This is a genomic window from Gemella parahaemolysans, from assembly GCF_053758945.1.
Window position 1 is genome coordinate 33,870 of the sequence record NZ_JBSMTP010000003.1, and the last position, 12,791, is coordinate 46,660.

Annotated in this window: 7 protein-coding genes; 2 read left to right on the forward strand and 5 right to left on the reverse strand. The window is 32.7% G+C overall.

What is annotated here, in order from left to right:
* Positions 1-43: 43 nt before the first annotated feature.
* Genes ACWOBP_RS03155 through ACWOBP_RS03165 form a run of 3 tightly spaced genes read right to left on the reverse strand, consistent with a single transcriptional unit; the run spans position 44 to position 1,831 of the window.
* Positions 44-634 carry a flavin reductase family protein gene (locus ACWOBP_RS03155; RefSeq protein WP_455337416.1) on the reverse strand — a complete coding sequence of 197 codons (591 nt, stop codon included), beginning with the start codon at positions 632-634 and terminating at the stop codon, positions 44-46.
* Between the two features lie 52 nt (positions 635-686).
* On the reverse strand, positions 687-1,415 hold the full coding sequence (gene yaaA, locus ACWOBP_RS03160) for a peroxide stress protein YaaA (RefSeq protein ID WP_455337417.1): 729 nt from the start codon (positions 1,413-1,415) through the stop codon (positions 687-689).
* Positions 1,416-1,417: 2 nt separating this feature from the next.
* Positions 1,418-1,831, reverse strand: a complete 414-nt coding sequence (locus ACWOBP_RS03165) for a hypothetical protein (RefSeq protein ID WP_455337418.1) — start codon at positions 1,829-1,831, stop codon at positions 1,418-1,420.
* A 218-nt stretch (positions 1,832-2,049) separates the two neighbouring features.
* Between ACWOBP_RS03165 and glpK the strand changes: the two genes are divergently transcribed.
* Positions 2,050-3,546, forward strand: coding sequence for a glycerol kinase GlpK (glpK, locus tag ACWOBP_RS03170; RefSeq protein ID WP_455337419.1), 1,497 nt, complete (start codon positions 2,050-2,052; stop codon positions 3,544-3,546).
* 81 nt (positions 3,547-3,627) lie between these two features.
* On the opposite strand, the gene ACWOBP_RS03175 is transcribed toward glpK, so the two are convergent.
* Complete coding sequence (locus tag ACWOBP_RS03175; RefSeq protein WP_455337420.1) at positions 3,628-4,383, reverse strand: protein-ADP-ribose hydrolase; 756 nt, start codon at positions 4,381-4,383, stop codon at positions 3,628-3,630.
* A gap of 221 nt (positions 4,384-4,604) precedes the next feature.
* Positions 4,605-9,827 carry a S8 family serine peptidase gene (locus ACWOBP_RS03180; protein WP_455337421.1) on the reverse strand — a complete coding sequence of 1,741 codons (5,223 nt, stop codon included), beginning with the start codon at positions 9,825-9,827 and terminating at the stop codon, positions 4,605-4,607.
* Between the two features lie 627 nt (positions 9,828-10,454).
* On the opposite strand from ACWOBP_RS03180, the gene ACWOBP_RS03185 reads away from it, so the two are divergent.
* The gene (locus ACWOBP_RS03185) at positions 10,455-12,686 is read left to right on the forward strand and encodes an HAD-IC family P-type ATPase (protein ID WP_455337422.1); all 2,232 of its coding nucleotides are present in this window, start codon (positions 10,455-10,457) and stop codon (positions 12,684-12,686) included.
* The last annotated feature ends 105 nt before the right edge of the window (positions 12,687-12,791 follow it).

Sequence of the window (12,791 nt, forward strand, 5' to 3'; positions counted from 1 at the left end):
TAATATCCTCCTTTCTTCGTTATTTTATATTATCGATATGATATTATCCGCAAAGTGGGTTATACTCATCTTCTTCTGAGGAACACCCCATATTTTCTCCATGGTTCTTACTTGCTTCATTGAAATAACGATATACTCTCTTGTTATCGTCACCCATAAAGTAAATTGGATTAAACTGTGTATATTTCATATTTCCATCTTCATCTAAAAGATTCTCACAGACAACTCTACGTTTTATAGATGCTACAAAATTTGTATATTTTCCGTACTCTGAGATATTTTCAACTTTACATTCAAGCGACAATATACATTCATCCATAATCGGAGCATCGATATATTCAGCTGGATCATACGTCATGTCTGCCATACCTATTTTATTTTGACCTGAATGAAATCCAGCAATCTCTACCTTACTAAGTATTTGCTGACATGGAACATTAACTGTGAATTCCCCATATTCTTTAATGTTATCTACTGCATTACTATTTGTTGTAAGTCCAACTGTAATCATATCACCTAATGAATATGATGAACTACAAGCCGTCACATTATATTTCCATTTTTTATCCTTATAACCTATTAATATTACAGGAAACCCGTAATATAACTTACTGGTTTTAGTTTCTAATTTCATCTTCTTCTGTCCTTTTTCTTATTTCCCTTTTATACATAAACGTCACGATTCTTTATCTTTTCGCTATAAAAGCCAATATTTTTTCATTCGACTGCTCTTCATTATATTCAAAACCATTGAATTTAATTTTTTTCATTTCATTTACCGAAGAAACTTTGTTTTTTACAAGTTCAGTTAAAAACCTACCTCTAGCTTTTTTCGATATTGTAGAGTGAACTTTTAATACTCCTTCTTTTTCTTCCATAAAACTAAGTCTAATAAACCTATCCCTCTGGTCTTTTGAAAATACCTCTTCAAATTCACTAGATAGTAATGACACAACTAATTCTTCGCCCTTAATACTCTTATCATAGTCTTCACGCCAGAAGTTTTTCAAAGACTGGCTTGATATTTTTATATTTTGTAAAAAATCTAATCTATGCTCTTGAATTAAATCATAAGCACCTATTACACCATATAATGACGTTGTAATAAATACATTTTCTCTTATATATTTTTTATCAGTTTCATCAAAATTATCACGAGCTATATTTCTATACATTAATCCATTGAATAACTCCAATGCTTTATAACTCTTCGCCATGTTATTTTTAATATCTTCCCAACGAGAAAATTCTTCCATAGCCTTCTCATATTTGATTTTGTAGGCCTTTGCCAAGTCTTCTACACTCATTTTAACTATCTCACTTACTATCTCAGTACTTTTTTCACTTAGACTTACTGTTTCATGTGGAATAGCCTTCTTATTTAATTCTTTGGCTGTTGGTATTAAAATTTTCATTATTATTCCTCTTCTTCAGGTAATTCTAAGAAGCTATTTTCGATTAAACTGTCTACTTCCATTAATACGAAGTTATACTCTGTTGCTTCTATTGCTGGATTAATAATTAAAGTATTGAAGTAACCTACTACAAAGTCACGATTGGCAACTTCTAGTTTAAACATATATTCACTAATTTCATCAACTAAGAACGCTGTTTCTTTAAGTATTTTGTCTTCATATGTATTCGCATAATGTACTTTTTCTAGCAGTCTACGAATTTCTAAATCTGCATGTTCTTTAGCAAAACGATCACGAATGTGTTTTGCTAGTTCTTCTGCTTTAAATGTCTCTGTATTAACTTTTTCTTTTTTTAAAATACCATTTTCTTCCAATTTTTCTAATAATACTGTTAAAGATTTATGTAAACTATTCATTAAATTTCTCCTTTATATTTCAATAAATTTTCTAAAAAACTATCACTATATATTTTATAAAAAAAAAACAAAAAACGCTAATAATACGCAAGATATTAATCTAATCATATTACACTATAATTCTAATAAATATCCATACAATTCTCCTCAACCTTCAACTTTTAATCATTATTAGAAAATGTTATAATAACATTGATATAAATATTTTGAGGTATAATATGGAAAAATATATAATGGCAATAGATCAAGGTACTACTAGTTCTAGAGCGATAATATTCAATAAAAAAGCAGAAATAATAACAAGTAGCCAAAAGGAATTCCCCCAAATTTTCCCTAAGTCTGGTTGGGTTGAACACGATGCTAATGCAATCTGGAATTCAGTACAGTCGGTCATTGCAGAAGCATTTATCGAAAGTGGCATAAAACCGAATCAAATCGATAGTATTGGGATTACAAATCAACGTGAAACTACCGTTATTTGGGATAAAGAAACTGGACTCCCTATTTACAATGCAATAGTATGGCAAAGTAGACAGAGTGCTGATATAGCTAATAAACTAGTTAGTGATGGTCATAAAGATATGATCCATCAGAAAACTGGTTTAGTCGTTGATTCATATTTTTCTGCTACTAAAATATGTTGGATATTAGATAATGTACCTGGAGCTCAACAACGCGCCAAAAATGGTGAGCTACTATTTGGAACTATCGATACATGGCTAGTTTGGAAGCTTACAGGTGGAAAAACTCACGTTACCGACTACACAAATGCAGCGAGAACAATGTTATTTAATATTAAAGATTTAACTTGGGACAAAGAAATATTAGAAATTCTAAATATACCAGAATCTTTATTACCAGAAGTTAGATCAAACTCAGAAGTATACGGAAAAACTACAGATTATCATTTTTATGGTGGCGAAGTTACAATAAGTGGACTAGCTGGAGACCAACAAGCAGCGCTTTTCGGGCAACTTGCCTTCGATAAAGGAATGATAAAAAACACATACGGCACAGGTTCGTTTATTATTATGAACACAGGCGAAACTATGGAACTTTCAAAAAATAATCTATTAACTACTATAGGTTTTGGAATTAATGGAAAAATTTATTATGCTTTAGAGGGTTCAATTTTCATCGCTGGCAGTGCAGTTCAATGGTTAAGAGATGGATTACGTGTAATCAAAAAATCATCTGAAACACAGGCGTTAGCCTACAACTCTAAAAACAATAATGAGGTATATCTAGTACCCGCCTTTACAGGATTAGGTGCCCCGTATTGGAATCCAGATGCTCGTGGAACTATCTTCGGCTTAACACGTGCTACTACTAAAGAAGATCTAGTGAAGGCTACACTGCAGTCAATCGCCTACCAAGTACGTGATATTATCGATACTATGAAAATCGATGCTAAAGTAGAAATCCCCCTTCTTAAAGTCGATGGAGGTGCTGCAAACAATGATTATCTTCTAGAATTCCAAGCAAACATCCTAGGTGTTAAAGTCGCTCGTGCTGAGAATCTAGAAACTACAGCTCTAGGTGCTGCATTCCTTGCAGGACTAGCTACTAAATACTGGGAAAGCTTAGATGAACTTAAGAACCTAAATACTGCAGGCAAACTATTCGTTCCTACTATGGAAAAAGAAGAACGAGAAAAACTTTACAAAGGCTGGAAACGTGCGGTAAAAGCTACGCAGATCTTTTCTGAAGAATAGAAATATAAAAAAGGAGTAAATCGGAAATAAGATTCTTTAAATCACTATTTTCGGTTCACTCTTTTTTTATTCAATAGCAAACTATTTTCTAGAAAAAATATCTTCGTATAACTTTCTATCTAAATCTTTAAACACATTGAATACTATTTTCAAATTAGCATCCGGGTTTTCTCTAAAGAATTTCTTAACCTCAGCTACGGCTATTTCAGCAGCAAGATTATTTGGGAATCTAAATTCTCCCGTACTTAAACAGCAAAAAGCAATACTCTTAAGATTATTATCTAAAGCTAATTTTAAACAATTTCTATAGGATGATGCAAGTAGTTCCTTATCATCGTCTTCAACAACACGATATATTATTGGTCCAACTGTATGAATAACATGTTTAGCTGGTAAGTTATAGCCAGCTGTTATCTTAGCTTGCCCTGTTTTTTCAAAACTTCCTTGCTTTTTCATTATTTCATCACATTCTTTTCTAAGTTGCAGTCCTGCTTGCGTGTGAATAGCATTATCGATGCATCTGTGTAGAGGAATTAAACATCCTAATAGTGCCTTGTTCGCCGCATTAACTATAGCATCTACTTCTAATGTAGTAATATCCCCTTGCCATAGATAAATATTCTTATCGATTTCAGTTAAATCCTCTAGTCTTGTTATTCCTTTAGCACTTAGAATCTCTTGCAGATATTCATCTTGAACTCCATAAAATTCACTCGGCAACTCCGAAACTTTCCACGTATTCATTAATGATCTAAATAAATCTTTCTTTTCTTGTTCTCCATTCGGGATTTCTATTTCTGAATTTAGTGTTTTTATTAAATAATCTAGTTTTTCCATAATTTAAATACTTCCTCCATGTCACTTGTTATTATTATATACCTTCCTTAAACATGTGTCTATAATTGAGACATGCTATAACTTTTTCAGAGGTTAATGAAAAAGCACTAAATTTTAAAATAGTTTGTATGAAAACTCATAAATTCAGTGATTTATTAATAAAAATACGACTTCAAAAATTAGAGAATAAACTCTAACTTTTGAAGTCGATATATTTTATCTTATTTTTGTCTACGACGTTTTACGTAAACAGTTAGTCCTACTAAAGCTAGTACTGCAATTCCAGTATAAGCTGTCGCATTATTATCTAATCCCGTTCTTGGTAATAATGAATTAGATTTTGAAACTTTTCCGAAATCTTCGTCTACATTAAATATATTTTCTTTCTTATTTTCTTTTCCAACGAAACCACCTAAGATATCTTTGATTGATTTTTTAGAAACTTTTTTCTCCGCTTCTTTTAATGCTTCTAATACTTTATCTACTTCTTCTTGAGTAGCCGTTGCTGAAGCTAATAGTTCTTGTGCTTTTTGAACTGCATCTAGATAAGCTTTCTTATCTTCTGCACTTGCACTTTCAAAACTATCTTTCTCTTTAACTTCTGCTAAATGACTTAGTTGTTCATTTAGTTTTTTCTTGTCTACTTTTGGTGTTTCAGGTTGCGGTTTGCTTCCTTCTTCTTTCTTAGGTTCCTCAGTTGTTGGTTTTGGCTCTTCTTTTGGTGCCTCAACTGCCGGTTTTGGTTCCTCTTTCTTCGGAGTTTCAGCCGCTGGTTTTGATTCCTCTTTCTTAGGAGTTTCAGCCGCTGGCTTCGGAGCTTCTACTTCTTTACCATCAAGAGCATTTTCAGCTTGTTGTAATTTTTCTAACGCAGCTGTAACTTCTTCTACAGTTGCATCTTTGTTATCAAGAACTGCTGTCGCTTCTTTTATAGTATTTACGAAGTTATCTTTTTTATCTTGTCCTGCATTTTTGAATTTAACCTCAGTTTGAAGTTTTTCAGTTTCTTTTAATTTTTCGATTAATTTAGCTTTGTCTACTTCTTTTTTCACTTCTGGTTGTTGTGAATTAGCTAATGTTACTTTAGCTGCATTTAGGCTTGCTACCGCACTGTTTACTTCTTCTTGAGTTGCATTTTCATTTTCAAGAACTTTCTTAGCTGCCTCTAATGCTTTGTTATATGCATCTTTAGCTTCGATAGTTGCATTTTTGTACTCTTTAGTTTCATCTAACGCTTTATCCGCTTCTATTGCGTTTTGAAGCTCTACTTTATTCACTTCTGCTTTTTTCTCTACTGGAGCATCTTTTGGAGTTAATGCTACGAAGTTACTGAAGCTATCAGTAGTAAATGTTAGCTTACCATCTGCATAATTAACACTGCTTACAGCTGTTAATTTTCCATCTTTTTCGTGGAAGAAGCGCTCTGGAGCTTTCGCTAAATCTAAAGTTACACTTCTATCACCAGGAACTTTAACTTCTTTTCCTGCCGCATCTGCAATATAAATGTTAAAGTATTCAACATCATATTTGCTTAAATCTACATTACCTTCTGTTAATTGTTTTTGAATATTTGTTTTCTCTTCTGCAGTTGGTTCTGTTACAACAAGTTTGTAATTATTATAAAGTTTTTTCTCCGTAAAATCTACTGTACCTTGTGCTTTAGAGTTCTCTGTAGTTCCTACACTTGCTACTTTTTCTGCAACATTCAGGACAACTTGTTTCTTATTGTGCCCATCTTTTACTACTAATTCAAAGTTGTTTTCTGCTGGAGTATATCCTTCAGGTGTCTCTATTTGAATTGTATATGTTCCATTTTCTAAGTTTTTCTGGAAGGCATTTTTTCCATATAAACTTGTTGGAAGTGATATTTTAGTACCATCTTGGGCTACTGCATAAACTTTTGTTCCTGCTGGAACTGGCTTATCAAAGCTGATTTCTGTAGCATTTCTGCTAATTTCATCTACTCTAAATTCAACCTCTTTTGTCGGTTTATCTTTTGTTATTTCGAAATCAACTTTTGATGGTGTAAGTAGTTTGTACTCTCCATCTACCATTACTACTTCTACAGTATATTTTCCGAATGGTAATGCTTGGTATGTACGTTTATTTCTAGAGAAGTCTTCCCCTACGATTTCACCTTTTTCATTAGTGATCTTGTAACGCAAGCGACGTGAATTGTTTCCAGTTCCATCACCTTTCTTAACTTCTACTTCTAAACTTCCTTTACCATTTCCTTCAACATTTGATAAGTTAATACTATCTTTGTTGTTTGCAAAGTCTTTTACTTCAAAAGTAAGATCTTTTAATTCTACACCTTCTGGAATTGTGTAACTTCCATCCTCATTTGCCGTAATAGTGTTTTTACCATAGCTTAATTTCTTATAGAATACTCCACTTCCATCTTCTAATACTGGATATGGAGTGAATTTACGAGTTGCTTCATCGTAGTAACCACCGTTAGCACCTGTAATTTTCGGAGCTTTTCTATCGATTACTACATTGAATGTTGTTTCTTGCATATCTGCACCACTTACTGCTGCACTATAAGAAACTACATATTGATACTCTCCATCTGGAAGAGGGTTACCGTTATTGTCAACACCTTTCCAGTTTGTCATAGTTAATGATGTGTATTTTTTACTTGTGTTGTTGTAGAAGTTCTTGTTACCAGAACCATTACCATTTTGGTAAAGTGGGTTCTTACGTTCTACATCGTCTTTAGCATATACTGAAAGTTTTAGGTTTTCGAAGTTTCGGTAGAATACCCCTCTCATTCCTATTTCATCATAATTCTCATCACCGTTTGGCGAGAAGAAAATTTTATCAGTAAAGAATCTTTCGCCTGTAACAGGATTTACATACGCTCCTGCTAGTGTTCTCTTATCTTTTTTATCTTCTTTATAAGTTGTTAACACTCCTGTGAAGTTCATTTCTGTTAATGAATCCCAGTTATTAGGGTTAGAAGTATAACCATATTCATATGTTGGTTTTTCTCCATTTTTCATAGAATAAATTGGTTTTTCTAATACTGGTAGATTTTGGAACTGACCTTTAAATCCTACGAATGGAATATTAGCTTTTAATGCACTTTCTTCATCATAGAAAGTTACAAATCCTTCTAGATAATATCCATTAGTAAATACTTTTTCTAGTTCTCCTTTGAAGTCCGTAGCATCAACTGTGATTTCTACTTCTTTTTCACCTTTCGCTGGGACTTCAACTGAAGCCCAAGCAGTCGTCAATAACTTCTTAGGTGTCATTGTCAGTCTTCCACTCCAGTCAGCACCAGCATCTTCACCATAATAGTTATCTGTAGTAAGATGAGCTGCATATTGTAAGTTTTGAGCTTTGTCTGATAGATTGTGTAATACTAATTTAAAAGTAAATTTATCGCCAACATTTCCTAAAGAAACACTTCCGTAATTGTTTTCTCCAGTTACATAAAGATCTCCATATGCTGCTTTGTTTGCATCGATTAGACCCGCACCTTGAAGACGTGGTGATCTATATGCTGTTGTGTAGCTATCAGAATATACCTGTGGATTTGCCGTACTCATGATTAATCTCTTCGCTAAACCTTGGATCTCTTCAGCACTCAAGTTCGGGAATCTTTCTGATAATACTTGTTTCACAAGAGTTATAGCTCCCGCAACGTGTGGTGAAGCCATACTTGTTCCACTATCCAGACCGTATCTTCCATCATTATAAGATGATAAGATATCTCCTCCTGGTGCTGTTACATCAGGTTTTAAGTATCCATCAACACTCATTCCCCAACCAGTAGATTCATCGAATTCACCTTTTTTAGGATTATCTTGTTTATCCCAAGTACCATTAAATGTTATTTTATATTCCCCTTCATGAGCAGAAAGTTCATTACCAAATTTGTAGTAAGTTGTAACTACAGGGAAATCTTTATCTTGTCCATTTAATGTTAGGTTATAAATAGTATCTCCTTCATTGAAGTAGATTACCGCTCCAGCTGCCCCGTATTGTTTAGCTAGTTTAACTTTTTCTTCAAAGCTATTACCACCACGTTGGATAAGAGCGATTTTTCCAGTTAAATCTTTATCAGCGTAGTTCTCAGCTTTACCTACTCCTACATAAACATAGTCGTATGCTCTCTTCTCGAATTGTTTAGTATAACTGAAAATTGGCATTTTTCCATTATCAAAGTCAGCATTGTCTTTAAGCTGCTCGATATTCGCCACTTCTCTGTTAAGAACGCTGTTACTTATATTCGCTACAGAAATCGCATCTTCAGAAACCGATGGTCTTCCTACAGTCCCGTAATCTGGGTTGGCTGCACTTGGGTTTGTTTGTCCACTAGCGAAGAATGCATTGTTCCCAGCTGCTGCAACTATATTAACACCAGCTTTTTTCGCAACATCCATAGCACGAACTAAACCATCTCCTACTTCTACTACTGAACCAGCTGGTGAACCTAAACTTAGGTTTATCGTATCTGCGCCTAGTTTAATCGCATCTTCTATCGCTTTTGTATAGATATAAGATTCTGTTCCTGCATTTTTAGTATCTGAGAATACACGCATGAAAATTAACTGCGCTTCTGGTGCTATACCTGTTACGTAATCACCATTTGTGAATCTCTCCTTAGGATTACCTACTGCAGTCCCGGCAACGTGCATACCGTGTGATTTATAAGCACTTTGTTTAATATCATTATTCCAGTCATTATAGTTGAATGCAAATGGTAATTTTTCACTATACCACTTACCATAGTCTATACCCGCTTCTTTTTTTATTTTTTCAATTTCATCTTTAGATTTATATTTAGATTTTGAATTATCAGATAATCTAAGTACTGGATGATTCGGATCAAGTCCTGAATCTAATACTGCAACAACTTTTCCTTGTCCTCTATATCCTTTATTCCAAAGAGGTTGTATATTAATAAGATTATAACTATCTAATGCTTTAGAAAAATCATTAGTTTCAGTGCTTTCTTTCTTCTCTTCTTCGCTCGCTACATTTTCTGGTTTATTATAGCTAACACTCATTTCAACTGAATCTACAAAATCTAACTCTTGAATTTTTTTAGCATTTGAAAATGTAGTTTCTAGGGCAAAACCATTCATTAACGTATCATATTCAAACAGTTTCTCATAATCGATACCTTTATCTTTAATATCTTTTAATGCTTTTTCCCTAGGAGCTTTTGTTGATTCAGTAACTTCTTTAATTCCTTCTTTAGTTTTTAACTTATTAGGATCAACATCACCCTTCAACTTAACAATAACTTTTACTTTATCATCATTTTGAAACTTATGTTCTTCACTTTTTGAAACATTTGATAGCTCATCTTTTTTTTCTTCGTGAGCTAATGTTATTTTTGATGATACTCCATAATTAAACGTACTGATATTTCCTAGTAGTAGTGCTGCACTTAGCACACTTACAGCTGTCTTTTTAGTCAGTGTCATTCCTTCTTCTCCTATCTTTTTTAAGTGTATTTAAAGTATATTTCTATATTTTAACATATATTATCTGAAAAATAAAGGTAACATTCAGATAAAATGCTTTTATAAATTTTTATGAATTTTATTATTTTATATTTGATATAAATTTTCTGGAAAAAATTAAAAACCAAGCACATCATCTATGCCTGGTTTTATAATAAAAAAGTTAATAAACGACTTAAAATACAATCTTTTAGCTCTTTATACACTAATCGACTAATTTTTTTCGTTTAAAGTGTAACTATATTAATTAATATTAACTATATATACATCTTAATTATTTCATACTGTTTATACTTTGTCAAAGTCTAATCTAACGTGAAAATCTAATTTATACTTTCATAAAAAATAAATATAAATTGAATTGTTATCTTTAATTAGCTTACTTAATAGAACGAACTGCCTCTCTATATTTCTATATGTTTTCGACAACAATTATATGCACGAAAATATAACAATATTATTTTTTACAGTTTATATATAGGTAAGAGAATATTTCCTAGGAAATTAACTGTACTTTAATTTTCCAAACTATACTAAAGTGTGATAAAATAGAAACTAATTAAAAAATATAGTTATGGCGGAGGTAGAATGAAATATTTAACTAGTGAAGAAGTAACTAAAGCGAAAAAAAATATTAGTGAAATAAAACCTTATAAAACTACTAAAGAGATTATCTTTTCTAATATTTTTACTTTTTTCAATGCTATGAACTTAGTCTTAGCAGCATTTATAGCTACAACACTTAGATTTGAAAATATGTTGTTTTTAGGTGTAATTACTATAAATACTGCAATTGGTATTTTTCAAGAAGTTCGTTCAAAAAATGCCCTTGAAAAGTTGAGTTTACTAGGTAGAAGTAAATACCGAGTAAACCGTGATAATGAAATAATAAATATAGATTCTGAAGACATCGTCCTTGGAGAATATCTACACTTAAATCTTGGTGATCAGGTTCCCGTTGATGCTGAAATCATTGAAGGTAGTATCGAAGTCGATGAATCACTATTAACTGGTGAAAGTGATAATATCTTTAAGACTACTGGCGATAAAGTAATGAGTGGTAGTAACGTAGTTAGCGGTAGTTGTTTAGTAAAAGCTGTTGCTGTCGGAGAAGATAGCTATATTAACAAGCTTGCTAAAAGTACTAAAGAATTCAAGAAATATCCATCCAAGCTTCGTGACTACATGGATAAAATCTTAAAAGTTATATCTATTCTATTAGTTCCTGTCGCAATTATGCTATACATCCGTGGCGCTAGTCTGGGACGTGGTTATGTAGAAATAGTTCTCCGTAGTGCTGGAGCTTTAGTAGGCATGATTCCAGAAGGGCTAATCCTTCTTGTCAGCGTCTCTCTTGCGGTTGCTGCGATGAAACTTGCTAAGAAGAAAGTTCTAGTTCAAGAATTATACTGCGTAGAGACTCTTGCTAGAGTAGATGTCCTTTGTTTCGATAAAACTGGAACTATCACTACAGGTAATATGAACGTTGTAGAAATTGATTATGAAGTTGCAGAGAAATTATCAAGTTACCTTGCATATTTCGATGATGAAAATGCGACATCTAGAGCTTTAAAAAATCATCTAACATGTAAAAAACAATGGGATGTAGAAGAATTAGGAGCCTTTTCTAGTAAAAATAAATATTCATTTATAAAACTACAAAACGGTGGAACATATTTCTTCGGAGCATATGAATTTCTAGGTTTTTCATCTGAAATGGATGAATATTATGAGAATCTAAAAAAAGAAGGTTATAGAATTTTATCATTAGCCTATACTGAAGATAGTACAAACGTCCCTACTAATATGAAACTAGTAGGACACGTCGTTCTATCAGATGAAATAAAAGAAAATACAAAAGAAACATTCAAATACTTCGAATCACAAGGTGTTGAAGTGAAAATAATCAGTGGTGATAACCATATAGCCGTATACGGTGTCGCTAAAAAAGCTGGGTTCAAAGAAGATGCTAAGGCTATTGATATGACTAAAGTGACTGATGAAGAGTTTGAAAAAACTGTTCTTGAAAATGATATTTTCGGACGTGTTACCCCTGAACAAAAACAAAAAATGGTAGCCGTACTGCAAAAAGCTGGTAAGACTGTCGCTATGAGCGGTGACGGTGTTAACGATGTTCTTGCTTTGAAAAAAGCCGATATTAGTTTTGCTATGAATGGTGCTACTAGTGCCGCAAAAAGTGTATCGAACATCATATTCTTAACAGATGATTTCGGAGTATTCTACGATATACTTATGGAAGGTCGTCGTGTTATAAATAACATTCAAAAGGTAGCTTCACTATTCTTAACAAAGACATTCTTCTCGATTGTCTTCTCAATGCTTAGTGTAATCTTCGCCTTGGAGTTTGCGTTTATACCGATTCAATTTACGATAATTTCAGCAATAACAATCGGTATTCCATCCTTCTTCCTAACTTTCGAAGCGAATAAGGAAAAAGTAAGTAATAACTTCATGAAGGACATATTGACAAATGCTGCAATCGGTGGTGGTATTTTAGTAGCTACAGTACTACTGACAAACTTTGCTATCACAGACAATTCGCAAGCAAAATTCATCTGTTTCCTTCTTGCGTTAATAAATGGATTATGTATGGTGGCTAAAGTCAGCTTACCTCTGAATAAATATAAGATTGCACTAGTTTCTATGTTAAGTATAGCTGCAATTATAGGTGTGGGAGTTAATATATTCATCTTGAAAAATCACTTTACACCATTAGTATTTTCTCAAGTGATTTATATAATTATTCTTGGATTAGTAATTTCAACAGTGCACTTCTTTACGAGAAGAAAGCTGGGATAATAAAAATTTATCGCTCATTTATCGCTCACTTTAGATTATGAATATCATATATAAACACTGATATAATGACACTTTAAAAGAATACAACAAAACCCTAGACTTGGT

Coding starts and splice junctions, on each gene's coding strand:
- glpK (WP_455337419.1), top strand. CDS start 2,050: ATGGAAAAATATATAATGGCAATAGATCAAGGTACTACTAGTTCTAGA.
- ACWOBP_RS03185 (WP_455337422.1), top strand. CDS start 10,455: ATGAAATATTTAACTAGTGAAGAAGTAACTAAAGCGAAAAAAAATATT.
- ACWOBP_RS03180 (WP_455337421.1), bottom strand. CDS start 9,827: ATGACACTGACTAAAAAGACAGCTGTAAGTGTGCTAAGTGCAGCACTA.
- yaaA (WP_455337417.1), bottom strand. CDS start 1,415: ATGAAAATTTTAATACCAACAGCCAAAGAATTAAATAAGAAGGCTATT.
- ACWOBP_RS03155 (WP_455337416.1), bottom strand. CDS start 634: ATGAAATTAGAAACTAAAACCAGTAAGTTATATTACGGGTTTCCTGTA.
- ACWOBP_RS03175 (WP_455337420.1), bottom strand. CDS start 4,383: ATGGAAAAACTAGATTATTTAATAAAAACACTAAATTCAGAAATAGAA.
- ACWOBP_RS03165 (WP_455337418.1), bottom strand. CDS start 1,831: ATGAATAGTTTACATAAATCTTTAACAGTATTATTAGAAAAATTGGAA.